Here is a 24,291-nt window from a genome sequence, read left to right on the forward strand (position 1 = left end):
CCGTAAACGTAATAGTTTTAACACGGCTTTTGCCGACGGCAATATGAAAATTAGGAGAGAATCAGACGGAAAATTAAATATCTGAACCGGTTTCGCAGTCAAAGGTCGGGGGAAAATCACGGTTAAAGTTAAGATTTGGTAAGTTTGACAGTTCTTAAGTCTAGCCAAAATGCGGTTCAAACAGCTAAATGCCTTGATTCAGACGTTAATTTCGCTGAGGCTCATGTAAGCATCTGTGTCCCAAAGACCCAGACAGAATACGGAAACCAAGGAAGAGCGGCCCTTTGGAAAGTATCGAACGCGCAATCAGAAATGCATTTGCAAAGGCAGATGCACATAATCCGGCTACCCGCCAGCGTATCTACGAGGCTGCGTGGGGGGCGCATGAACGCGCGCTGACGACGAATACAGCACTGAGTGAAGAACAGAAAAAGCAGCGCCGCCAGAAAATCAAAGACGCGATTTCCGATATTGAAGCTGAGTTCAAAACCGGGCAGGCTGCATCTCGGCAGGAACCTAGTCTGGATGCGCCATCTTCGTCTGATCCGCTTCTGGGCGATGATGTCTATCAAGCCGGGCCTGCGCTTGATACCGCTGATATCCGAACCTCTTCCCGGAAAGGCAAGCGGGCTTCGGCTGATCTGGGCTATGAAGCGGGCGTTTCACGCAAGGATCGCAAGAAGAAGAGGCGTTCTCCGCTTGTGAGTGTCGGCATACCTGTTATGGTTATCGTTATTCTGGGGCTGATTGGCTTTTCTCTCTACAACAGCTTTGCAGATTTCACGCGGAGCAACGGCTCGAGCCCGCTTTTGACCGACAATAGCATGGCGCCGATCAAGGAAGGCGAAGACCCGGAAGGGCGCACCTGGATCAACATTTTCACGCCAGCGGATGCGACGCGCATGTCTGTTCAGGGTCGCGCAACAGCTGAGATCATGCGCGAGGGCACCAACAGTTTCGCGCGGGTTCAGACTTCGGGTGTAAACGACAGTGTGACCTTTGATGTCGGTGAGGGCGTTCTTAATCAGCTTGCTGGCAAGAAAGCGACTTTCGACATTGTTGCGCGTAGTGATGACGGCAAAACCACGCAGATGTCGGTCAATTGCGATTTTGCGGGTCTTGGGGATTGTGGCCGCAGACGTTACGATGTCCGCGACTCTGTCAGTGATTTCCTGTTCGATCAAGAGTTTCAGGCAGGTCAATCAGCTGGACGCGCAGGCAAGATCACGATCAATTCCGATCTGAGCGGTTCCGGCAAGGCCGTGGATATTTACGCAATCCGCGTCACGACTGCGGTTGCCGAATAATCAACTTAGCAGCTTTTCCAGCGTTTCAAGCCGGTCCGCTTCGCGGGGCGGCTTGTCCCAGCGCAGTCGCGAGAAGCGGGGAAAGCGCATTGCGACACCGGATTTGTGTCGAGTTGAGCGGTTGAGCCCTTCAAAGGCAACTTCAACGACCAATCCATGATCCGGTTCAGCGCGAACGGAACGCACCGGGCCAAAACGCTCAATCGTGTTTTCGCGCACGAATTTATCGAGAAGCTTCAACTCCTCGTCGGTGAAGCCGAAATAGGCTTTTCCGACCGGTACGAGCATGGGGTCCTCTTCCGGGCCGGTCCAGACCGCGAAAGTGAAGTCTGAATAGTAGCTTGAGCGTTTGCCATGCCCACGCTGTGCATAGACCACCACCGCGTCCACTGTGAAAGGATCGCGTTTCCATTTGAACCATGGCCCTTTCGGGCGTCCCGGCACATAGGTGCTGTCATTGCGTTTGAGCATAAGGCCTTCGATCACCGGATGCGGTGGGTTGAGGCGCAATTTCGCGAGTTCGTCGAAGTCTGAAAACTGAAGGACTGGCGACAAATCAAACCGGCGCTTGTCGAGTTTTTCGACGAATTGAGCGAGCCGCGTCCGTCGTTCCCAGAAGGGTAGTGACCGCAAATCTTCGCCCGATTGCTGCGTGCCTTCGTGTAGAAGGTCGTAGGCACGGATGAAGGCCGGATATTCACGCAACTGTTTGGCCGTCACCGTTTTGCGATTAAGCCGCTGCTGCAAATCCGAAAAGGTGGCGGTTTCGATGCCCGTTTCGCCGTGGTGGCCCACCAGCAATTCGCCATCAATCGAGCCTTCGAAGTCCATGGCCTCCAGCACATCGGGAAAGGCAGACGAAATATCGTCGCCCGTGCGCGAATAAAGCCGTCTCACGCCATTTTCCGCAACGGCTTGTACACGAATACCGTCCCATTTCCATTCGGCACTATAAATCGATGGATCAAGTGCGGGGATTTCGGCCTCATCCAGTGCCGTGGCAAGCATGACGGGCCGGAATGGTGCGTCGGCAGTGGCAGCAGGCTTGGGGCCGTGGCCCTCAAGCCATGCAAACAGCGCTGTGAAGGGTGGCGTCTGTCGGTGCCAAAGTTCTTCGATTTCCACGACATCCACGCCGCCAAAATCGGCCAGTGCCTGTTTGGCAAGACGAGCCGAAACGCCAATGCGCAGACCGCCTGTGACAAGTTTCAAAAGAGCATAGCGCTCTGATATGCCAAGCAGATCGAGCCAGCCAGCCACGAGCAACGGTCCCTCACGGCGCGAGGCGTTTTGCAATTCATGCACGACGACGCTGAGCGGCAGGTTGGCACCCGCCGGGGTTTCGTTCGGGCCGGGCCAGATCAGCGAAATTGTTTCGGCAAGATCACCGACATAATCATAGGAATACGCGAAAAGCGTCGGATCGCTACGCTCGGCAATCAGCGCCCGCAGCATGGCAGGCTTGACGCTGTGCAATTCCAGATCGCGGGTGATGGCGGCAAGTGCAAGGCCACGATCTGGATCGGGTGTGGCACGGAAATAATCGACCAGCAGCCGCAATTTGCCATTGCGCTGCGGCGTGAGGACAAGGCGGTCAAGAAGTTCAGCGAAAGCACGCATCAATCGCCCTCATCTTCGTAGCCGACAAGATGAAGCGGGCGCGCGGGGATGTTTTGTAGCTCGCACCAGCGCACCAGTGCTTCTTCACGCCCATGTGTCACCCAGACTTCCGCTGGTTTTATTTCGCTTATGGTTGCGGTCAATTCGTCCCAGTCGCAGTGATCAGATATGATGAGTGGTAACTCGACACCGCGTTGTTTTGCTCGCTGGCGGATACGCATCCAGCCAGATGCAAAGGCGGGCAATGGCTCAGGAAAACGCCGCGCCCAACGGTCGGAAAATGCAGAGGGCGGCCCAACCACGATCTTTCCGGCAAAATCGGGCGAGGCTTCACCACGTTCGAGCGTTGCAGGTTCCAGTTGACCAAGATCGATGCCCTGGCTCTGATAATAATCGCAAAGCTTTTGCAGCCCGCCGTGAATATAGATCGGCTCGTCATAGCCCGCATCGCGAATGAGCTTGATTACCCGCTGGGCTTTGCCAAGCGAGTAAGCCCCCACCAGATGCGCGCGTTCAGGGAACTGTGCGAGTGACTTCAGCAAAGTCGCGATTTCATGGCCAGCTTCGGGATGGCGAAATACCGGAAGCGCGAAGGTCGCTTCGGTAATGAAAACATCACAGGCAACAGGCTCAAAGGGCGTGCAGGTCGGATCGGCGGCACGTTTGTAATCACCTGAAGCGACAATTCGTGTGCTGTCCTTTTCCACTGCAATTTGCGCCGAACCAAGCACATGGCCTGCCGGGTGAAAGCTGACCTTGACGCCATTCACATCTAGCACCGCGCCTAAATCGGCATTCTGTGTGATGCCCGCAAAGTCTGCACCATAGCGGATAGCCATGATGTCTAGCGTCTGTTGCGTCGCAAGGACATGGGCATGTCCGGCGCGGGCATGGTCGGAATGTCCGTGGGTGATCAGGGCGCGATCAACAGGCCGCACCGGATCGATATAAAAATCGCCGGGCGGGCAGTAAAGACCTTTGGGTGTGGAACGCAGCAACTCGTCAAAACGCATGATTTATTAGATAGGTAGCAATTCTGCTGCGGAAAGAGCTAGGTGGGCGACTTCTGATAAAATGAGAACAAAAGTGAACATACATCTTGGCGACGACCCTTGTCCGCATTAGATTGGGTGCGTGACGCTGAACCTGACACCCACTTCTGAGGCCGCTGCCTTTCATCTGCCAGACCGTTTTGTAAAATGGTTTGCGGAAAAGGGCTGGTCGCCGCGTGCCCATCAGCTGGAGCTGCTTGCGCGTGCCGAACAGGGGCAATCCACGCTGCTGATCGCGCCAACAGGGGCGGGTAAAACGCTGGCAGGCTTTCTGCCTGCACTGGTTGATTTGGAGAGAAGTGACCGCGAAAAACCGGGTATGGCAAAGCGTGGTGTGCATACGCTTTATATTTCACCACTAAAGGCGCTCGCAGTCGATATTCATCGAAACCTCACCATACCGGTCGAGGAAATGGGGCTCGACATTACGATTGAGACCCGGACTGGCGATACACCTGCACATAAGCGTCAGCGCCAGAAGCTCGTGCCGCCTGGCATTCTGCTGACGACGCCGGAACAGCTTGCACTTCTGATTGCCTCAAAAGGGGCAGAGCAGTTTTTCAAGGGCTTGCGTTATGTGGTGCTGGATGAGCTGCACTCACTGGTCATTTCCAAACGCGGTCATCTGCTTGCGTTGGGGCTTGCACGATTGCGCCGTCTGCAACCAAAATTGCAAACGATTGGCCTGTCGGCAACTGTGGCGCAGCCTGACGAATTGCGTCGCTGGTTGGTCGAGCAGGATGGCACAGAGCCGAAATCCGGTCTGGTTACGGTAGATGGTGGGGCCAAACCCGAAATTACTATTCTCGATTCAGAGGAGCGGGTGCCGTGGGCAGGACATTCCTCCCGCTATGCCATCCCGGAGATTTATGAGGCTGTCCGCGCCCATCGCACGACGCTGCTTTTCGTTAATACACGTAGTCAAGCGGAGATGCTGTTTCAGGAACTCTGGCGCGTCAACGAGGATACGTTGCCAATCGCCCTGCATCATGGCTCGCTTGATGCCAGCCAGCGCCGCAAGGTGGAACAGGCGATGGCTGCCAACACTTTGCGCGCTGTCGTTGCCACTTCGACGCTCGATCTTGGCATCGACTGGGGCGATGTCGATCTGGTCATCCATGTCGGTGCGCCAAAAGGGGCAAGCCGTCTTGCGCAGCGTATCGGTCGCGCCAATCACCGTATGGATGAGCCGAGCCGCGCCATTCTTGTGCCTGCCAATCGTTTCGAGGTGATGGAATGTCGGGCAGCACTCGATGCCAATTATCTCGGCGCACAGGATACGCCGCCGCTGATCGATGGCGCGCTGGATGTGCTGGCACAGCATGTGTTGGGCATGGCCTGTGCAGAGCCTTTCAACGCTGATCAGCTCTATCGGGAAGTGCAGAGTGCTGCGCCCTATTCAAATCTTTCACGCGAAACCTTTGATAAAATTCTCAATTTTGTGGCGACGGGTGGCTATGCACTCAAGACCTATGAGCGCTTCGCAAAAATCCGCAAGACTGTTGATGGCACATGGCGGGTTTCGAACCCGCGCATCGCGCAGCAATATCGTCTCAATATTGGTACGATTGTCGAAGCACCGGAGCTGAATGTCAGACTCACGCGTGGCGGCAAGGGGGCCAATGCCCGTGCCGTTGGAAGGGGTGGCCGCGTTCTGGGGCGCATCGAAGAATATTTCCTTGAAACGCTGACACCGGGCGACACATTCCTGTTTGCAGGCAAGGTGCTGCGGTTTGAAGGCATTCGTGAAAACGAATGCATCGCTTCCAATGCTGCCGGACAGGATGCCAAAATTCCAATTTATGCTGGCGGAAAATTTCCTCTTTCCACCTATCTCGCATCGCAAGTACGCGCGATGCTGGCGGATCGCTCGCGCTGGCAGTTTCTGCCGCAACAGGTGCGCGAATGGTTGGAAGTGCAGGCGTACAAGTCGGTTACGCCACGTGAGGACGAGTTACTGATCGAGACTTTCCCCAAAGGCGGGCGTTTCTATATGGTCGCCTATCCTTTTGAGGGCAGGCTTGCGCATCAAACTCTTGGCATGTTGCTCACCCGCCGTCTTGAGCGCATGGGCGCGCATCCTCTCGGATTTGTCGCGACCGACTATTCGCTCGGGCTTTGGGGCCTCAAAGACATGGGCGCGATGATAGGTTCGGGCAAATTAAGCCTTAAACGGTTGTTCGATGAAGATATGCTGGGTGATGACCTTGAAGCCTGGCTTGATGAAAGCTATCTCCTGAAACGCACCTTCCGTAATTGTGCCGTGATTTCGGGGCTTATCGAGCGACGACATCCGGGGCAGGAAAAAACAGGTCGTCAGGTAACGGTTTCAACAGATCTTATCTATGACGTGTTGAGAACCCACGAACCGGACCATATTTTGCTACAGGCAACACGTGCCGATGCTGCAACCGGCCTTTTGGATATCAAGCGTCTTGGCGACATGTTGGCGCGTGTGAAAGGCCATCTGCTGCATAAGGCGCTGGACCGTATTTCTCCGCTGGCGCTGCCTGTGATGCTTGAAATAGGGCGCGAACGTGTGGGCGGCGAAGGCGACGAAATGCTGCTTGAAGAAGCAGCCGATGATCTGATCAGAGAAGCGATAGGATGAACACAGCAGTCTGGGGAAATGGTGAGGCTTATAGTCTGGCGCATGCGGAACTGCGCGGTGTTGCGACAATTTATGATCCGCGCGGCGCACTTTTCCTGCCTGACCTGCATATGCTGGTCGTTTCTGATCTGCATCTTGAAAAAGGCTCATCTTTTGCCCGTCGTGGCCAACTCATTCCACCTTATGATACGGCCGCGACGCTCGATATGCTGGCTGCCGTCATTGCGCGCTATCAACCGCGAACCGTTATAAGCCTTGGCGACAGTTTTCACGATGCAAAGGCCAGTGAACGCCTGCCTCAGCCTTATGCGATCCGTCTCAAGTCACTGATGGAACGCCGCGGCTGGTTCTGGATTACTGGCAATCATGATCCTGATCGTCCGGCTGATCTGCTAGGCGACTGTGTTGAGGAGCTTGCAATAGGACCGCTGACCTTCCGTCATGAGCCATCACGTACAAAGGCGGAAGGTGAGGTGGCAGGCCATCTCCATCCGGCAGCCCGCATCGTCAGGCGAGGTCGGTCGGTGCGGCGTCCCTGTTTTGCAAGCGACGGCGAAAGGCTGATCATGCCTGCATTCGGTGCTTATACAGGCGCACTCAATGTGCTGGATCGGGCGTTTCGCGGGTTGTTCGTTGATGCAAGCTTGCGTGCCTATATGCTGGGGCAGGGCAAGATTTACCCGATTGCGCATAGTGCGCTGGTTGGTGGTTAGTCTTTTCTGAAAAGAATTCGACCGGCCCAACCGGTGAAAACAGCTAAAAATACGGCAAATAAACCGTAATAGAAGCTGTATTTGTGCGCTGCATCATAGATGCTCTGCTCCACACCGGCTTTCACAATTTCTAGGCTCGCGTTCGCTTCGCGCAGGAAAACCCCGTTGCGAAACAACAAAGCTCGCGCCTTGTGACGTCCAACCGGCACATTGGCCGAGAGGTTCAATGTTGCACGAAAAAGGGTGCGGGAGAGAAACTCAACGCCGCCGATGCGCTGGCTGTAAAGCCCCTGACGCATCTTCATTTCACGCAATTCGTTGCCGAATTTCAGGATATTTCCCGATAGGCTGGCTGGATCCTCAGGTCTCAGGTAAAAATTACGGACACCGACTGAAAGCTCCCGATATAGTCTATCGTCTGCAATGTCCTGAAGATTACGCGTCGAGGCAAGCGAATAGGACAGTGGCACGCCAAGGAAGGTTTCGGAATCTGCATTTACCCAGACACCGAGATAGCGTTCCTTCTTTCGCACAACTAGGTCGCGCGAAGGGCCTTGCAGCACGACGATAATGTCATAGCGACCCTGACGCTGAATCAACGGATCGGCATTGTCGAGTGCGCCGAAAATGGTGAGGTCTGTGCCGCCGAAGTTGGAAGTAATGGCAATCGTTTCTGTCGAAAGGCCGATTTCGATGGTTTCTTCAGACGGGCTCTGCAGTTTGGGTACGCCGTTGCCATCGCCGCTCGAATTGGTCTGCGCAGATGCTGCAGTGATACCAAAAAATAATGCGGACATGAGCGTGATTTTCATCATATCACATATCCGCAATTGAGATTGAGAACAGATTGTCAGGCCGCACGAACAGGCCAAAAGCAAGACGCAAACCCACTGCAAGCACCAGAAGTGCCAACAACAAGCGCAGCTGTTCGCCACGCAGTTTCTGCCCGGCACGCGCACCATATTGCGCGCCGATCACACCGCCAAGCATCAGCAGGAATGCCAGCACGATATCGATGGACTGGTTGGTCGTTGCCTGCATAACCGTTGTGAAAGCCGTAACAAAGGTTATCTGAAACAGCGACGTGCCGACAACAACATTGGTTGGCACGTGCAGCAGATAGATCAGCGCCGGCACCATGATGAAGCCGCCGCCAACACCCATCACCGATGAAAGAAGGCCGATAAAAAAGCCAATTCCAAGCACCGGAATAATACTGACATAAATGGTGGAAGCGCGGAACCGCATCTTGAAGGGAAGCTTGTGTATCCAGGTATGCTGGCCGGGGCGGCGAATGGCACCCGCCTGTCCCTTTTTCACGCGGCGCAATGCGCGCACGCTTTCAACCAGCATCAATCCGCCGACGGTACCAAGAAAGAACACGTAAAGGATCGAGACAATCAGATCGAGTTGACCGAGATCGCGCAGCCAGGAGAAAACGAAGATACCGAGTAATGATCCAACGATACCGCCCGCAACCAGAAATAGTCCGAGCTTTATATCGAGTGTTCTTCGCTTGAAATGCGCTAAAGCGCCGGAGACCGACGATGCGATCACCTGATTTGCACCGGTTGCAACGGCAATGGCAGGAGGGATATTGTAAAAAATCAGCAGCGGCGTGATGAGAAATCCTCCACCCACGCCGAACAATCCCGACAAAAAGCCTACGGCAGCGCCCATGCCGAGCAGAACCAGCATGTTGACCGACAATTCCGCAATGGGAAGGTAAATACCCAATTCCGAACCCGGCTTTCACAACGCACAATACCCAGTCCTTTGCGGCCGCGCTATGCCGCAAGGTCTGTCCCGCTTCCGTTAAAACACATCCCCATTCATCTGAATCAGGTCATTGCTCTAACAGTTTGATTTGCTGCGCATCATGCCCGAAAACCATCTCACACATTTCGGAATGCGCTCTTAAAGGTCTTGCTCTTTCGGCGCGGGGAAGTCAAACGCCGATTGAGAATAGAGTTACTTTGACAAAAGATGTAGGATGAAAATGGCACATTGTTGTTTGCAAACAACAATGTTGTCACCAGCCTTGCCACAAATGCTTCATATTTTGGCTACGAAAAAAGCTACTCGATCTGTCCCTGCCGGTTGCTGATAATGATCGAAATATGATCCTTCGGCGTTATAACCGCATAAGACGATGATGGATAGAATTGCACTCTGATCGAGATGTGATTTGATATTTTGTTGTCAACAAGACTTCCGTTTTTGATCACATAAAGATAGAGATTGGTGAGGCTCGCGCTAAAAGAACCGGCAAATTTGCTATTTGACGTAAAGCCGAAGGAAGTTGCGCCTTCCGAATAGTATTCACCGTTTGTAACTAGCCAGTCATCGGTCGGATTAGACCGCGACATGGCGGTCTTTTTGCCATCTGGCGTCGTAAAATTCAGATTGAACGATAGCGCTATGTAAATATTCTTTAGTTCGGTCGTTCCGGAAAAAACCTTGAACAACGACTTGTAGGGATGAAAATCATCGGCCTTTATGAATTGTTGTTCCGGCGATGAGATTTCAAAGTCAATCGCATCGCCCTGAAAGCCTTTGATATCTTTATTGAGTGCAAGAGGAATTTTCGCTATAATGCCATTTTCCATTTCATTATTTATGTGCAGCAACATTATTGGGCCCCCGGTTTATTTATAAGATAATAAACCGCCAGTGGTCGATTCCACCTGTTACTTCTCACACCAAGTAAAGCTGTTGATGAGCCCCGTTTCTAAGCACGCTTTCCGTCTCAGTAACATTGATAGTTCTGGAATTCATTGTAACTCGTTGAAGTGCATCAATTGAGAGGGATAATGCCATGAGGAGATACGGTTTATTGGCTCTGGCTGCATTTATCCCATGGCCTGCTTTGGCAAACTGTGTGCCACCGTGGCAAACACAGTTTGCATGCAACATTCCCGAGCGTAATGCTCGAGCCGAGTTCTGCCGGATCGCTGATCCGAAAATGCACCCAGATAAGAAAGAAGCCTATTATAATTATGTTACGGGCACCGGGCCTGCGAAGCTTTACTTCGAAACCAATTCGACCTGGTTTTCGACGAAGGATACTAATGTCGATCACCCGACCGATATGACCATGGCGCTTGGCTATGCGCGCGGAGATTATGTTTATGCTTTCGTTGTAACCGAGGATAAGCGGCTTGAAGGCCGCATCCGCGATGCAGAAGTGCGTGTTTATTCTTCAACGGAAAAATTCACGAATGATACCAAAGATAACGAGACCGCAAGGCTTTATTGCGATCCCGCGTCGATCATTGCTGATCAGGATAGTATCAGACCGTAAGGGGATGATTACTTGTTCTTTTCAAGCAGAAGCTCGACGAGCTGCTGGTTGACTTCGCCCGTTGGCTCCTGGCCGTTGGCTTTCTGAATTTCAGCAATGGCATTGCGTGTCTTGTTGCCCATGACACCGTCTGCCGAGCCGACATCATAGCCATTCTTCTTGAGAATGAGCTGGATGTTGCGGACAGCCTTTTTCATATCCGCTGGCGCTGCTGCAACTGGTTTTTGGTCCGACCATTCTTCAGGAAGTTCAAACGAATTGGCTTCCTGATTAAGCGTTTTAGCTTTCCAAAGTTCAACTGTACCTTTGGCGCGTTCCAGCTGTTGAGGTTGCAAGGTTGCGCCAATCTGATCACGCTTGTCGGCAGCATCTTTGTCGCCAGCTTTGGCCGCAAGCGCGAACCACTTGTAGCTTTCTTCAAGATCGACCTGCATTCCAAGGCCTTTTGCGGCCAGAATGCCGAGATTGTACTGGCTGTCCTTGACGCCAAGTTCTGCCGCCTGTGTAAACCAGCGCACAGCCGAAGCATTATCGGGAGTGCTGTTTGCACCTGATGCAAAAAGGACAGCTAGATTGTGCATAGCGTTTGCATTGCCCTGGGTGGCCGATTTTTGGTACCAGCCAATAGCTTGCTCTAGGTTGCGAGGCATGCCAATGCCTTTTTCATTCATGTTGCCCAGTCTATACTGGGCAACAGCATAATTTTTTTCCGCAGATAGTTTGAACCACTTGGCGGCCTCCGTAAGATCTTCCGTAACGCCGTGTCCTTCTGAATAGAGCATTCCGATAGCAAATAATGCATGTGCGTCACCGCTAATGGCAGCTGCGCGAAGAGCTTCCGGGACGATTTGTAGCGGTACATCAACGGACACAGCTTGATGATCTGGCTCTGCTGCAGGGCTACTGTCTGAAGCCTCGCCTTCCAGTGGTTGCGTTGACGACTGCTCAATATTAGTCTGTTTGTGCGGGGGTGCAGGATTGGCAATGGTCTCACTTGGCTTTGGTAAAGATTGTTCTTGCGCATCTATGGATTGAGCGCGTTGAGGTGCAATGGATCCAGTTATGCTCTTGTCTATATCTGAGGTTTCTGTCTTCGCGGACAAAGCGTTTGGATCACTTGCACCCAGAAATGTAGCCCCGACCTGCAAACCTGCGATAGCAAGCATAACGGCGCCTACGGCCATTAGAATTGCCTTGCGCTGGCGATTAAAAATATCGCCGATTGCCCCGTTCTTCTTAGTGGTCTTATTCTCGGTGCTGCGTTCAAGATTTGTCGATTCTTCGGCAGCCTGTTGAGCTGCGCGCCGCGCGATGCTGATAAGATCCGCCTTGGCTTTTGTCTCTGAAGCTTCAGCCTCATGCAGAGTTCGCTCTTCGCGGACACGCTTCATGATCGTGTTAAGATCAAGTTCCGCGACGTTATCAGACTGGAAAGAATTTGTAGGAGCGCTGACCCGCGTCTCTTTGATTGGGAGTTTGCTGAGCGCTTCGTGGGTTTTAGGCACATCCAACGTGGGAAAGCGCTGAGGCACTATTGAGTAAGGATTCTTAGTAGGCTCTAGTTGTTCTTCGATTTTTGACAATGCAGGGCTTGCTGTTACCTGCTGTTCAAGGTTAGCTAGGCGGTCTACAACTTTCGAGAGAGTTTCGTGTATCGCTTTAAAAGTCTTGCTATTCCGTTCATCAGAAGTATGTGCAAGTTCTGCTAGCGATTTCATATCGTTCGCCAGTTGGACAGCAATTTCGCTGTCATGCGGTAAGCCATGCCGTGATACTCGTTCAACAGCAATCTCAGCAGCTTCGCGCGCAGCTTCGAGAATGGATTCCCGACTAACACTAACGGCTTGTTCTATGACGTCGAGACGAGGCTTTATATCAGCTAGCTCCAATGAAGGCTTTGCTAACTGGCGAGCTATATTTGCGATTTGTCTTTCAAGACCTCGTATAGCTTCGCTTTCTGCGAAAGCAATTTCTTCGACTTGTGGTGTTTTCAGCATATTAATCGAAATCTGCTGAGAAATCTCATCAAGACGGCCTTCTATAGTACGCAACATACCACCATCAGCATAATGGCTGGTATACTGCGCATCAAGTCTTTTCGTCAAGTCTTTGAATTTATTGTCTATTTGTTCTTGAAAAGTGCGAGATGATATTTTCACCTGTCTTTCAGAAACATCAAGTCTTTTCTCGATAGCATTCAATAGTCTTTCCAGATCGCGATAGTCTGGCTTACCAACTTTTTCCATAACTCGCCCAATTTGGTGTGCGAGGAGGTTAACTTGGCTTACAAGTTGCTCGACTGCTTTCTTGGGTAATTCCGAAGCTTCACCTAATGCATCGAGGCGTTCGGATAGCTCTCCAAGTCGGCGAAAGAAAACATCGGCATTTTGTTCAGCTGCAGAATTATCGAGCTGCCTTGTAATATTAGTCAGCTTATTCTCGATGAGGTCCAGACGGTTTTTGTGCTCAGGGTCAGAAGATTGCTGACGGCTTGCAACATATGAAGAGCGGTTTAATTCGTCTAAGCGCTCATCCATAGTTTGCAGCATTCTAACGTCTTCGACTATCCCTTCGGCTCTGTCGTGCCGATTGGTGTATTGTCTCAACTGTTCTGCAACTTCTGCAAGATTTGGAGTATGGCGGTTTTTTCCGAGGCCTATATCACGGCTATGCAGCGCTGGCTGCTGCAGGTCTCCTAAACGGGATTCCAGTTCTGCAAGAGCTTGATGCAACTCATTTATAGCATTGTGTTGTGGTCTTGCAGTAGATAGGTGACGTTCACGAAGGGCATTAAGCTCATCTATAATCGAACGCGAACCGGATGCTTGATGAGTGTTTGCCATGTGAATTTCACTTCTCCGAAAATGGTAACAGCTGAGCCGATTGTGCGAACGAGTCGATTGACGATAGTTCTGTCAATATTCTTACAAACGTGGTAAATAAGTCGTTAACAATCTGCTTGCGCATAAACGAACTTGGCCCCCGAAATGGGAGTCACACTACTTGTAAACTCATAAAAATATTTGTTATTTATCGCCAGCAATCGGCTTGCGTGCCATAGTCAAGGCCAAAATGAAGAACATGAGACATGCCGCGGTGACAAAAACAGGTAGGCCGTGTGTTAGATATTGCTGCGCAATCCCTGCGAACAGTGGACCTAACAAAGCGCCAACACCCCACATTAATCCCATGCTGGCATATATTCCCACTAGTTGCGCACCCTTAAATTGGCTGCCAACGACGCTTAACATAATGGTATAGATACCTACGAATGCACCTCCCCATAAAAATAGCAATGTGTAGGTAAGCCAGGGCAGTGCCAGAGCCCATGGCCAAATGGCGGCACCTGCAGCCGATAGTGCAGCCAGTATAATCAATAATTTCTGCCTGTTTATTCTATCTCCCAAAAAACCGATGGGAATTTGGAGGACGATTGCTCCGAACATCATAACAGACATAAGTTGAGTGGCGTGATTTTCACTCCAGCCGAGATCGACCGCATAAAGTGGCAAAAATGACAGACCGGATGACTCAATGGCCGCGTTTAATACGGTCGCTGCCAGCGCGACGGGCGCCAATACAATATAATGTAACGGGCTTCCATGTGGTTTGTCAGTGATTGGTGGCGCCGTTACTCTAGGACTGGCGATCAGCAGCGCTGCGACAATGGCGAGCGCAGAACCAACCAAGTAAGGCCAATAGCCAGATGTACCAACTATTGAAAGGATAAGCGGTCCAAGCGCAAAGCCTAGAGACAATGCTGCTGTGTATACGCCCATGCTCTTGGATCTATTTTCATCTGTGCTGAGAGTGTTTAGCCAAGTTTCGGAAACGACAAAAAGTGTCTCGGAAGCAGCACCTAATAATATGCGCATGGGGAACCAAAGCCATATTAGGGGGATAGCTGGAAAAATGTTGAGGAACAGCGCTGCGCTTACAAGTGCCAAGATGACGAGAGTACGCATTCCAAGCAGAGCACTTAGGCGCGGTAGTAAAAACGCCATACAAAGGACACCCACTGCATGCATAGCTGCATTGGCGCCGATAATAGCTTCGCTGAAACCCATTTCGTCCAGATCGAGCGCTATAAGCGCGGCACTGAGACTATATGTGAGGCCGAAAATCATTGCAGTGCTGACGACCGCAGCTTTTGAAAAGACGACGGATTGAGAATGAGCGTTCATGGGAAGTGCCGTGCCTGACCTCAAAACATACTCGGTTGTTCTGAATTATTAAGTCTAGAACTTCTTAATTTATCTCTGAAGTTTTAAAGCTTTCTAACTCTATCCTTTTTAGGGTTGATCATCGGCTCGGATATTGGAAAAATGTCTTTGAATTTGCAGAAGACTTCCGTCCAAATCAGAAAATCTATTTCTTGTGCCGAGTGCGTCTTTTATACCAAATGAGTATTGACTATAAAATCGCTTGCTGAATTGCACTGGATCCATGCAGCCATACTTATAAGAAATGGATTTAACTGATATTTTTTGTCCTTCTGGTAAATTTGAGAGTTCAATGTAAGCAGCATTCAGCCTTCTATCCCAGATAAGTTTACTAACTCCTCCATAATTCTCAAATATTCTGTAAAGATGTGCCCTAGATATATTGAATCTTTCTATTATTAAGTTTGGCCCTAAATCCACATTTGATATATTTTCGTCGATAAAATCAATTATAGATTGTTTTTGTATTTCGTTTGGAAGAATAATTTTACTATTCTGTTTCGAAAGAACTTTTCCGATAAATTCTATAACATCTACTTCTAGTGACTGCGTCTCAATGTTGGTGCTATTTGAAGCAATAATTAAAGAGGACGAGATCATGTTCGCGAGCATGATACCCAGAGGCGTTCCTCCTCTAATGATTGAGCCATGTAGTGATTGAGGGTTTAGAATTCTTGAAAGAATAGAACGATCAAAGGCAAAAGAATGGGTACTTCCATCTGATACTTGCAATTCGAAAGGCTTTGCATAATCCATTATAACAATATCACCAACTTGCGCGGCGACATCTAACCCATCAAAATTTCCTCTAAATTCACCGCTCAAAATAACTTGAAGTAGAATTTGATCTATACCACTGCTTTTTACCAAAATCTTGCTTCGAACACATTTATGTGCATCATATCTGGATTTTCCTATTAAAGAGTATCCGAAAAATCGTGACTCGATCTCGCCAGATATTATTAATTTCTTAGTATCAGGAATTGGAGATGCTTCATACAAGGGAGACATTATGGATTTCCATAGCTCGTCCCTCATTCTCTTCTCAATGAAGCTTAAATCATCTTCACTTTTGTTACTCTCGTCTTTTAGCTGAATATCCACATCCGGCCCCCGTGAATGTGCAAAATCTGCAATCTTTCGACGTTCATTTTAATATAATATATTTGGTAAAAGTTATGCAATAATATTTTAAAAAATTCTGCTTATTTTTAAAATATATATGTCTGTCTTTTTACTGCACTATAATCGTTATTTTTATGAATCTTTCAGCCGAAAGTCGACGAAATGTATTTTATAAAAAAGGATTTATAAAATAAGATGAAGATCAATATGATGTTTGTTTACACCTGCCTGATTTAAAAATAGGCAGGTGTAAACAAAGGGCCTCTAAATAGATTATAGTTGTGGGAATATGCATTCCACAAAGCGCGCTGCTGTTGGCTGTGGCTCGTGATTGGCAAGACCCGGACGTTCATTGGCTTCAATGAACACATAGTCTGGTGTTGTTGGTGATTTAACCATAAAATCAATGCCAACCACCGGAATGCCGATGGTGCTGGCAGCCTTGCAAGCTGCTTCAACAAGCGATGGGTGCACAGTTGCTGTCACATCATGGATCGTGCCACCCGTATGGAGATTGGCTGCCTTGCGCACAATAATCTCGTGCCGATCTTCCAGCACATCGTCAAGCGTAAGGCCCTGTTGCTCAAGGCAGCGTTTTGTTTCGGCATCGATGGGGATGCGACTTTCGCCGCCCGTTGCAGCTATGCGGCGGCGTGACTGAACTTCGATCAGACGTCGGATCGTTGATTTACCGTCGCCGATCACGCGTGGAGGGCGGCGCACGGCAGCCGCGACCAGCTTGTAATTTATAATTACCAGCCGCAGATCTTCTCCATCAAAACAGGCGTCAAGCAGCACCTGATTGCAAACTTCACGCGCTTGCTTGATGGCGGCGCGCAGGTCTTTCATGGTGGTAATACCCACCGAGATACCACGACCCTGTTCCCCGCGCGCGGGCTTCACAACAAGCTTCTGATGTTTGGCAAGAAAGGCTTCCAGCGTTTCATCATCTGCATCGGCTGCGATTTGCTCAGGCACGCTCAGACCGGCTTTTGCGACGGTGCGGCGGGTGACGGCCTTGTCGTCACAGATAGACATAGCGACACCGGATGTCATTTCAGAAAGACTTTCGCGGCAATGGATCGAGCGTCCGCCATGGGAGAGGCGAAAGAAGCCGCCTTCCGCATCGGTGATATCCACATGCACGCCGCGGCGCAGCGCCTCATCAACGATGATGCGGGCATAAGGATTGAGCGCATCAAGGGAGTTGATCGGCTGGGCGAAAAACTTCTCGTTGATTGCGTTCTTGCGTTTGATTGCAAAAAGCGGGACGCGGCGAAATTTCAGCTTCTCATAGAGGCGGATTGCATTGTCATTGTCGTAGAGCACCGACAGATCGATATGGTTCAGCCCACGCGCCTGAAAATGCTCGGCCAGTTTGCGAACCAGCTTCTCACCAATGCCGGGCTGGCGTGCCTGCGGATGCACTGCAAGACACCAGAGCGAACCGCCTTGATCAGGATCATTGAACAGGCGCTGGTGATTGATGCCGGTGACTGTCCCGACAATTTCGCCGGTCGTATCATCTTGCGCGACGAAATAGGTGACGGCACGGTTATCGCGTTCTGACGAAAAGAAATCAGCCCGCAACTGCACCATGCCACAGGCGGCGTAGACCGCATTGATACCATCTGCATCAGGCTCCGATACAGCACGACGAATGGTGATGCCGCGAGTGCGGCGCCCACCGGCGCGGTAATTGGAAAGTTCAAGCCGGTACGTGTGCGAGGGATCGAGAAAGATTTCCTGCGGTGCCTGCGATAGAAGCACATGCGGATCGCTGACATAAAACAGGATATCGCGGCTTAAAGGAGCTTCAGCGCGCAATGCTTCGATGATCCCTTCATTGCTCTCGAACGTCTGCGCGAAAAGCAACCGCCCCCAACCGCAGTCGAGTACGATATTGCGGTTGGCGGAACGTTCATCTTCCTGCGCGTGAGCCTGCAGATGCTCCTGATAAAAGCCCGCACTTTCGGGTGTGCGCAGTCGCGTGAGCCTGTGCGAGAAAGCATTTCTGCCCCTTGCTTTCTGCCGGGTCATTTCAACCTCGCCTGTCTTTTTCATTTTGGGCCTCCCATCCTCATGCTTCCTGAGTTTGAAGCCACATTTCGAGCAGTCCGGCCTGCCAAAGCTCCGAGCCGCGTAGAGGGGTAATGTGTTCGGAAGGATTTGCGAACAGCCTGTCGAGATAATCGCGCTGGAAAAGCCCACGTTCGCGTGCCTTCTGCGATGACAAAGCATCGCGCAGCATGTCGAGATAGGGGCCAGCGATATATTTGAGCTGCGGCACCGGGAAGTAACCCTTCTTGCGGTCGATCACCTCGCTTGGCACGACCTTGCGGGCGACATCTTTCAGAATGCCTTTGCCGCCATCGCGCAGCTTTTCTTCCGGCGGCATACGGGCTGCAAGTTCCACCAGTTCATGGTCGAGAAACGGTACGCGCGCCTCAAGTCCCCATGCCATGGTCATGTTGTCGACGCGTTTGACCGGGTCATCGACCAGCATGATATTGCTGTCGAGACGAAGGGCGCGGTCGACAGGCGTATCAGCTCCATCGCGCAACAAATGCTCTTGGATGAGTTCACGGCTATAGTCGCGATCCGTCATCCAGTCGGGCGATAGCTGGGTTTTCAGCACATCATGCGAGCGGTCACAGAATGCCTTGGCATAATCGCTAACCACATCATTGGAGTCGACCAACGGCGGATACCAGTGATAGCCTGCGAAGACCTCATCTGCACCCTGACCGGATTGCACAACCTTGATATGTTTGGAAACTTCCTTCGACAGCAGATAAAAGCCGACATTGTCGTAAGAAACCATCGGTTCCGACATGGCGGCAATCGTACCGGGAAGCGCATCCATCAGATCAGAACTCGGCACAAAAATCTTGTGATGATCGGTGCCGAAATGTTTGGCGATCAGATCGGAATAGACGAACTCGTCGCCTTTTTCGCCGTTGGCTTCTTCAAAGCCGACCGAAAAGCTCATGAGGCCGGTCTGCCCCGCTTCGGCAAGAAGGCCGACAATCAGGCTCGAATCCACACCACCTGACAGAAGAACGCCAACCGGCACGTCAGAAATCATGCGGCGTTTGACGGCCACGCGCAGCATGTCGAGGAGCTGTTCTTGCCAGTCTTCACGGCTGATAGTGCTGTCGCTAGCCAGACGGCTATGCGGCGGCTGCCAATAGATACGATCACGAAATTCGCCATTGGCCTGATAAACACGGATCGTCGCCGCAGGCAGCTTTCGCACACCGTTATAGATGGTGCGCGGCGGCGGGACCACGGCGTGGAAGCTCATATAATTATGCAGTGCCGCGCGGTCGATTGAGGTATCGACACCGCCAGCCTTCACAAGGGCAGGCAGCGACGAGGCAAAGCGCAGCGCGCCGCCGACCTCTGCCAGATAAAGCGGCTTAATGCCAAAACGGTCGCGGGCAAAGATCAGTCTGCCGGTATCGCGCTCATGGATGGCAAAGGCGAACATGCCGTAAAAGCGGGAAACACATTCCTCGCCCCATGCGTGCCATGCCTTGATGATGAGTTCTGTGTCGCCGTCAGAAAAGAAGCGGTAGCCCTTGGCTTCGAGCTCAGCGCGCAATTCGCGGAAATTGTAAATGCAGCCGTTGAAAACAACGCTTATGCCAAGATCGGCGTCGATCATGGGCTGCTGGGATTTCTCCGACAGATCGAGAATTCTCAATCGCCGGTGCCCAAAGCCGACGTTGCCACGCACGACGATGCCAGAAGCGTCTGGCCCTCTGGGGGCAAGAATGTCTGCCATTTTCGAGATTGCCGAAACCGACGGTGTCGCACCGTCGAACCTGACTTCTCCGCAAATTCCACACATAAAAAGGGTCAAAACCTCCATTATCAAACACAACAAGCAAGGCCTTCACATGTGTTATGGCGGCGGCCTGCATATTGGCTAATGCACGCCAGCCGGGATAGTTCCGAAATTTCTGATTTTTATGCGCTTGGTACTTTTTTCAGTTCGTTTTCTTTGGAAAGCATGTATTTTTCGGCGGAAATCATATGTTCCAGCGCGATCTTGTGTGCATCTTCGGCCCTGTTTTCCATCAGAGCCCTCAGAAGGCGATGCTGAAAAAGCAGGCCTTCTTCGCGGGATGCGGGAGTCGGATCGGCATAGATTAAGCGGGCAATAGGCATGTTGCGCAGCAGATTATGCGTTAGACCACACATGAAGCCCAAGAGCCGGTCCGGGCAGAGTTGTGCGAGCTGTGTATGAAAATCCAGCTCTGCCACACGCTGCTGAAACTGGTCGTCCAGATTGGCCGGCGGGCGGTCGTAAAACCGCATCGTGCTTTCCAGTTTCTCCAGATCATCGTTGCTTAGCCTGCCGGCAAGCGAGGCCGCGATTTCAGGCTCTAGAAGCTTGCGTAGGGAATAGATTTCCTGAAGGCTTGGCTGGTCAAAGAAGAAATAATGCCCCAGCATTTCCATAGCATGTTGCGCAGATGGTTCCGCAACAAAAACACCGCCACCGGGGCCAGTGCGGGTGAAGAGCAGACCTTGGGTTTCGAGCGCCTTCATTGCTTCGCGCACGGTGCCTTTGGCCGCCTTGAACTGGTCGATCAAGTCCTTTTCCTGGGGTAGCCGATCACCGGGTTTGAGATGGTCCGTCTGGATCACGTTTTTGATACGGTCAGCAATGACCTCAGGCCGTCGCTTTGATTTGGTCAGCGAAGCATTGTCCGATTTGCTGCGGCTGTTCCGGGCCATACCTTGCTATTCTCTTTTCATACGCGGCGCGCTGTCTATCAGTTGACGTGTATAGGCATGTTGCGGCTTCGCAAAAAGGTCCCCGGCGGTCGCTTCCTCGACGATTTCCCCATAATACATGACGGCAACGCGGTCGCTGATTGCTTCCACCACCGCAAGATCATGGCTGATAAAGAGATAGGACAGGCCGAACTGCTGTTTAAGCTCATCGAGCAGCAGCAGCACCTGCGCCTGAACAGAGACGTCAAGCGCACTTACTGGCTCATCCAGCACGATGATTTCGGCATTTGCTGCAAGCGTGCGGGCAATAGCGATACGCTGAGCCTGCCCGCCGGAAAACTCATGCGGATAGCGCAGAAGAGTATCTTTTGGCATTTGCACGGCATCGAGCAGTTCTTCCATACGCGTCTCGCGCTTTTGACTATCAAGTTCACCGAGCAGCTTCAGGGGTGTTTCCAGTATCTGCCGGATGGTCTTGCGCGGATTAAGCGACGCCACGGGGTCCTGAAACACATATTGGATCACTTTGCCAAAAGCCCGCGGACCAGAGCGGCGAAGTGCGCTGGCATCCTGTCCGGCGATTTTCATCGTGCCCTCGCTTGGCTCTGTCAGCCCAACCAGCATTCGCGCCAGAGTGCTTTTTCCCGAGCCGCTTTCGCCTACGATTGCCAGTGTTTCACCGCGCGCGAGATTGAGCGACACAGACTTGACCGCTTCAACAGCATGGCGCTGTTTGCCGAAAAATGTGCGTCCGCCACCAAAGGTTTTGCTCAGATTCTGGACACTGATTGCAGTCTGACTCATGTGGCGGCCTCCGTCTGTTTGCGACTGAACAGCTTTGCCACGCGCTCATAGAAGTCCTTGCCGTGGCCAAGTTCTGGCACGCAGGCAATCAGCCGCTTGGTATAGCTGTGTTGCGGATTGGCGAGCACCTCTCTGGCGGTCCCGGTCTCGACGATCACCCCGTTTTTCATGACGGCAACGCGATCGCAGATTTCGGAGACGACGCCAAAGTCATGAGTGATGAACAAAAGCGCCATGCCGCGTTCGCGCTGGAGGTCGCGTAAAAGCTCAAGAATGCGCGCCTGTACGGTCACATCAAGAGCGGTGGTCGGCTCATCGGCGATGATGATGTCGGGATCATTTGCAAGTGCCGTGGCTATGCCGACACGCTGACGCTGACCGCCTGAAAGCTGATGCGGGTAATGATCTGCACGCTCCTTTGCATCCGGAATACCCACTTTCTCCAGCAAGGCGATAGCTTCTGCCCGGCGTTCGGATGCGCTGATCGATTTGTGCGCTGCGATTGCCTCCGCGACCTGTTTGCCGATTGAGTACATCGGATGCAGCGTGGTCAACGAATCTTGAAAGACATAGGCCACCTTGCTGCCGCGCGTGGCGTTCAGTTCGGTTTCGCTCATGTCGAGTACATCTTCGCCGTCAAGATAGATGGCGCCGTTGCGGATCAATCCAGGCGGTGAAGCCACCAGCCCCATGATGGAAAGTGCGGTGACGCTTTTGCCTGAGCCGCTTTCGCCAATCAGGCCAAGACATTCACCGCGATTAAGATGCAGGGAAACACTGTTGGCCGCAGGCGTGTAGTTGCCATTGTTGACGAAGCCTGTTTCGAGCTTTTCGACCGCAAGAGCTGCATCCAGCATCCTCGTCTTGGGCGCGGTTCTGTTCTTGGCGATTGCCGTTACCGAGCCGGGGCGGGCAAGGGCACCGGAGCGCAAACGGGGATCAAGCACATCGCGGATTCCGTCGCCCAGGACATTGAGGCTGATGACAATCAGAAAGATCATCAGGCCCGGCACGATGGAAACATGCGGTGCCGTGAACATCTGCGCGCGGCCTTCACCGAGCATCGAGCCAAGATCAGCCTGTGGCGGCTGCGCACCGAGACCCAGAAAGCTGAGGCCAGCCGTTTCAAGGATCATCCAGCCTGCCGTGGTCGACATGGTGATGACTATAACCGGCAACACATTGGGCAACACTTCGGTAAGCAGGATTGAAATGTGCCCTTTGCCGGAAAGCCGGGCAGCATCGACAAATTCGCGATTGGCAAGGCCGAGTGTTGTGCCGCGCACATTACGTGCAAAGAACGGGATATTGACCACGGCAATTGCATAAAGCGCATTCATCAATCCCGGTCCCAGCGCAGCAACGATTGCAAGAGCCAGCAGGATATAGGGGAAGGCCATCAACATATCGATGCCGCGCATCATAAGGTTGTCGGTGCGCCCGCCTGCATAGCCTGCGACGATGCCGATAGCCGAGCCGATCACAGCGGCAATCAACGTGGCTGCAAAGCCAACCGCCACCGAGACGCGTGCGCCCCAGAGAAGGCGGCTCAGAATATCGCGTCCAAGCTGGTCTGTGCCCAGCAGATGACCTGCAGAGAAGACCGGTTGTAGCCGGTTTGCGGGTGCTGTCGCATCCGGGTTGGGTAATGGCAGGATTGGCACGAGTATTATCAGCACGCAGATGAGCGCGAGCAGAAAAAAGCCAAAAGCTGCCAGACGATTGCTCATCAGCAGACGCCATGATGACAGGCGCGCAGGAGCGGCTGGGGTGTAGGTTTCCGAAAGGGCGCTCATGTGCGTATCCTCGGATCAAGCATGGTCTGAAGGACATCGGCGAGCAGATTGAACAGCACATAACTGGCTGCCACGATCAGTACGCCGCCCTGCACAAGCAGGATGTCGCGGGTCGAAATTGCCTTCACAAGCATGGCGCCGATACCGGGCCATTGAAACACGGTCTCGATATAGACCGCACCGCCCAGCACAAAGCCTGCCTGAATGCCGATGACGGGAATGACACTGACAAGGGCTGCACGAAAGGCGTGGCCGTAAATCACGCGACGCTCATTGAGCCCTTTGGCGCGTGCGGTGCGGATATAATCCTGACGCAGCACTTCAAGCATTGCGCCGCGCGTCAGCCGGGCAATCACACCGGCAGCAACGACGGCAAGCGTCGATGCTGGCAGGATCAGATGCCAGATCAGATCCTTGAGATCGCCGCCGCCATAGACTGCATACATGCCCGATGCTGGAAGGATGCGCCAATGCACCGCGAAGAGATAAATCAGCAGAAGGCCAAGCCAGAATGATGGGATCGAAATGCCTGCCAGAACGATGAAGGTGATGGTGCGATCTGCCCAGCCAAACTGACGCACGGCTGAGACAATGCCTGCAAAAAGTCCGAAGATCGAACAGAGTACGAGAGCAACACTTGCCAGAATAAGCGTTGCCTGAAAGCGTTCCAGCACCTCATCGAGAACTGGACGATTGAGCACGAAGGAGCGACCGAAATCGCCGTGCAACAGATTGCCGATCCAGATGAAATATTGCTGGACCAGTGGTTTGTCGAGGCTGAGATCACGATTGATACGCTCGACATTTTCCGGCGTTGCATAAGAGCCGAGCAGGGCTGTGGCGGTATCACCGGGAATTGATGCCATCACCAGAAACACGATGATGGACAGCCCGAAAAGTACGGGAACGACTGCAATGAGCCGCTTGAAGATATAGGCTGGCATTGGCCCTCCTCCGCTTCATCTGGGGCGCATTTAGTGCAAAACC

General features: G+C 52.2%; 19 protein-coding genes. 5 read left to right on the forward strand and 14 right to left on the reverse strand.

Annotation, left to right across the window (positions count from 1 at the left end; translation table 11 throughout):
• Positions 1-284: 284 nt before the first annotated feature.
• Positions 285-1,307, forward strand: a complete 1,023-nt coding sequence (locus H5024_RS14060; protein ID WP_187547798.1) for a hypothetical protein — start codon at positions 285-287, stop codon at positions 1,305-1,307.
• On the opposite strand, the gene H5024_RS14065 is transcribed toward H5024_RS14060, so the two are convergent.
• Positions 1,308-2,927: a cisplatin damage response ATP-dependent DNA ligase gene (locus H5024_RS14065; protein WP_187547799.1), complete on the reverse strand. Its 1,620-nt coding sequence runs from the start codon at positions 2,925-2,927 to the stop codon at positions 1,308-1,310.
• Positions 2,927-3,940: a ligase-associated DNA damage response exonuclease gene (locus H5024_RS14070; protein WP_187547800.1), complete on the reverse strand. Its 1,014-nt coding sequence runs from the start codon at positions 3,938-3,940 to the stop codon at positions 2,927-2,929. Before H5024_RS14070 ends, H5024_RS14065 begins: the two co-directional genes overlap by 1 nt.
• A 121-nt stretch (positions 3,941-4,061) precedes the next feature.
• Between H5024_RS14070 and H5024_RS14075 the strand changes: the two genes are divergently transcribed.
• Positions 4,062-6,590 (forward strand): ligase-associated DNA damage response DEXH box helicase, encoded by a 2,529-nt coding sequence (locus H5024_RS14075; RefSeq protein WP_187547801.1) that lies wholly within the window; start codon positions 4,062-4,064, stop codon positions 6,588-6,590.
• Complete coding sequence (gene pdeM, locus H5024_RS14080) at positions 6,587-7,303, forward strand: ligase-associated DNA damage response endonuclease PdeM (protein ID WP_187547802.1); 717 nt, start codon at positions 6,587-6,589, stop codon at positions 7,301-7,303. The genes H5024_RS14075 and pdeM overlap by 4 nt, the downstream gene beginning before the upstream one ends.
• Here pdeM and H5024_RS14085 read toward each other — a convergent pair.
• The 3 genes from H5024_RS14085 to H5024_RS14095 all read right to left on the reverse strand — a co-directional run bounded on the left by H5024_RS14085 (position 7,300) and on the right by H5024_RS14095 (position 9,936).
• On the reverse strand, positions 7,300-8,118 hold the full coding sequence (locus tag H5024_RS14085; protein ID WP_187547803.1) for a TIGR02186 family protein: 819 nt from the start codon (positions 8,116-8,118) through the stop codon (positions 7,300-7,302). The two genes, pdeM and H5024_RS14085, sit on opposite strands and share 4 nt — an antisense overlap.
• Before the next feature lies 1 nt (position 8,119).
• Positions 8,120-9,001: a sulfite exporter TauE/SafE family protein gene (locus tag H5024_RS14090; RefSeq protein ID WP_231195638.1), complete on the reverse strand. Its 882-nt coding sequence runs from the start codon at positions 8,999-9,001 to the stop codon at positions 8,120-8,122.
• A 380-nt stretch (positions 9,002-9,381) separates the two neighbouring features.
• The gene (locus H5024_RS14095; RefSeq protein ID WP_187547804.1) at positions 9,382-9,936 is read right to left on the reverse strand and encodes a hypothetical protein; all 555 of its coding nucleotides are present in this window, start codon (positions 9,934-9,936) and stop codon (positions 9,382-9,384) included.
• A 332-nt stretch (positions 9,937-10,268) separates the two neighbouring features.
• On the opposite strand from H5024_RS14095, the gene H5024_RS14100 reads away from it, so the two are divergent.
• A complete protein-coding gene (locus H5024_RS14100) occupies positions 10,269-10,607 on the forward strand; it encodes a hypothetical protein (protein WP_187547805.1) in 339 nt (112 codons plus the stop codon).
• Positions 10,608-10,615: 8 nt separating this feature from the next.
• On the opposite strand, the gene H5024_RS14105 is transcribed toward H5024_RS14100, so the two are convergent.
• From H5024_RS14105 to H5024_RS14125, 5 genes are all read right to left on the reverse strand, one after another.
• A complete protein-coding gene (locus H5024_RS14105; protein WP_187547806.1) occupies positions 10,616-13,450 on the reverse strand; it encodes an SEL1-like repeat protein in 2,835 nt (944 codons plus the stop codon).
• Between the two features lie 183 nt (positions 13,451-13,633).
• Positions 13,634-14,791 carry an MFS transporter gene (locus tag H5024_RS14110; RefSeq protein ID WP_187547807.1) on the reverse strand — a complete coding sequence of 386 codons (1,158 nt, stop codon included), beginning with the start codon at positions 14,789-14,791 and terminating at the stop codon, positions 13,634-13,636.
• A 108-nt stretch (positions 14,792-14,899) separates the two neighbouring features.
• Complete coding sequence (locus H5024_RS14115; protein WP_187547808.1) at positions 14,900-15,934, reverse strand: hypothetical protein; 1,035 nt, start codon at positions 15,932-15,934, stop codon at positions 14,900-14,902.
• 294 nt (positions 15,935-16,228) lie between these two features.
• Positions 16,229-18,019 carry an N-acetylglutaminylglutamine synthetase gene (ngg, locus tag H5024_RS14120; RefSeq protein ID WP_187547809.1) on the reverse strand — a complete coding sequence of 597 codons (1,791 nt, stop codon included), beginning with the start codon at positions 18,017-18,019 and terminating at the stop codon, positions 16,229-16,231.
• A 16-nt stretch (positions 18,020-18,035) separates the two neighbouring features.
• A complete protein-coding gene (locus H5024_RS14125) occupies positions 18,036-19,811 on the reverse strand; it encodes an N-acetylglutaminylglutamine amidotransferase (RefSeq protein WP_187548630.1) in 1,776 nt (591 codons plus the stop codon).
• Here H5024_RS14125 and H5024_RS14130 point away from each other — a divergent pair.
• Entirely contained in the window at positions 19,735-19,893 is a 159-nt protein-coding gene (locus tag H5024_RS14130; RefSeq protein WP_187548701.1) for a hypothetical protein, read from the forward strand. The genes H5024_RS14125 and H5024_RS14130 overlap by 77 nt on opposite strands.
• 37 nt (positions 19,894-19,930) lie before the next feature.
• Here the strand turns inward: H5024_RS14130 and H5024_RS14135 are convergent, their stop codons facing one another.
• From H5024_RS14135 to H5024_RS14150, 4 genes are read right to left on the reverse strand one after another with little or no spacing between them, the layout of a single operon-like run.
• Positions 19,931-20,704 (reverse strand): GntR family transcriptional regulator, encoded by a 774-nt coding sequence (locus H5024_RS14135; protein WP_187547810.1) that lies wholly within the window; start codon positions 20,702-20,704, stop codon positions 19,931-19,933.
• Positions 20,705-20,710: 6 nt separating this feature from the next.
• On the reverse strand, positions 20,711-21,508 hold the full coding sequence (locus H5024_RS14140) for an ATP-binding cassette domain-containing protein (protein WP_187547811.1): 798 nt from the start codon (positions 21,506-21,508) through the stop codon (positions 20,711-20,713).
• Positions 21,505-23,304, reverse strand: a complete 1,800-nt coding sequence (locus H5024_RS14145; protein ID WP_187547812.1) for a dipeptide/oligopeptide/nickel ABC transporter permease/ATP-binding protein — start codon at positions 23,302-23,304, stop codon at positions 21,505-21,507. Before H5024_RS14145 ends, H5024_RS14140 begins: the two co-directional genes overlap by 4 nt.
• Complete coding sequence (locus tag H5024_RS14150; RefSeq protein WP_187547813.1) at positions 23,301-24,248, reverse strand: ABC transporter permease; 948 nt, start codon at positions 24,246-24,248, stop codon at positions 23,301-23,303. The genes H5024_RS14145 and H5024_RS14150 overlap by 4 nt, the downstream gene beginning before the upstream one ends.
• Positions 24,249-24,291 lie beyond the last annotated feature (43 nt).

This window comes from Ochrobactrum sp. Marseille-Q0166 (assembly GCF_014397025.1).
Taxonomy (GTDB): domain Bacteria; phylum Pseudomonadota; class Alphaproteobacteria; order Rhizobiales; family Rhizobiaceae; genus Brucella.

Coding starts and splice junctions, on each gene's coding strand:
- H5024_RS14100 (WP_187547805.1), top strand. CDS start 10,269: ATGCACCCAGATAAGAAAGAAGCCTATTATAATTATGTTACGGGCACC.
- H5024_RS14140 (WP_187547811.1), bottom strand. CDS start 21,508: ATGAGTCAGACTGCAATCAGTGTCCAGAATCTGAGCAAAACCTTTGGT.
- H5024_RS14125 (WP_187548630.1), bottom strand. CDS start 19,811: ATGTGTGGAATTTGCGGAGAAGTCAGGTTCGACGGTGCGACACCGTCG.
- H5024_RS14085 (WP_187547803.1), bottom strand. CDS start 8,118: ATGATGAAAATCACGCTCATGTCCGCATTATTTTTTGGTATCACTGCA.
- H5024_RS14150 (WP_187547813.1), bottom strand. CDS start 24,248: ATGCCAGCCTATATCTTCAAGCGGCTCATTGCAGTCGTTCCCGTACTT.
- H5024_RS14145 (WP_187547812.1), bottom strand. CDS start 23,304: ATGAGCGCCCTTTCGGAAACCTACACCCCAGCCGCTCCTGCGCGCCTG.
- H5024_RS14130 (WP_187548701.1), top strand. CDS start 19,735: ATGTCTGCCATTTTCGAGATTGCCGAAACCGACGGTGTCGCACCGTCG.
- H5024_RS14105 (WP_187547806.1), bottom strand. CDS start 13,450: ATGGCAAACACTCATCAAGCATCCGGTTCGCGTTCGATTATAGATGAG.
- H5024_RS14065 (WP_187547799.1), bottom strand. CDS start 2,927: ATGCGTGCTTTCGCTGAACTTCTTGACCGCCTTGTCCTCACGCCGCAG.
- pdeM (WP_187547802.1), top strand. CDS start 6,587: ATGAACACAGCAGTCTGGGGAAATGGTGAGGCTTATAGTCTGGCGCAT.
- H5024_RS14090 (WP_231195638.1), bottom strand. CDS start 9,001: ATGCTGGTTCTGCTCGGCATGGGCGCTGCCGTAGGCTTTTTGTCGGGA.
- H5024_RS14095 (WP_187547804.1), bottom strand. CDS start 9,936: ATGTTGCTGCACATAAATAATGAAATGGAAAATGGCATTATAGCGAAA.
- ngg (WP_187547809.1), bottom strand. CDS start 18,019: ATGAAAAAGACAGGCGAGGTTGAAATGACCCGGCAGAAAGCAAGGGGC.
- H5024_RS14135 (WP_187547810.1), bottom strand. CDS start 20,704: ATGGCCCGGAACAGCCGCAGCAAATCGGACAATGCTTCGCTGACCAAA.
- H5024_RS14070 (WP_187547800.1), bottom strand. CDS start 3,940: ATGCGTTTTGACGAGTTGCTGCGTTCCACACCCAAAGGTCTTTACTGC.
- H5024_RS14110 (WP_187547807.1), bottom strand. CDS start 14,791: ATGAACGCTCATTCTCAATCCGTCGTCTTTTCAAAAGCTGCGGTCGTC.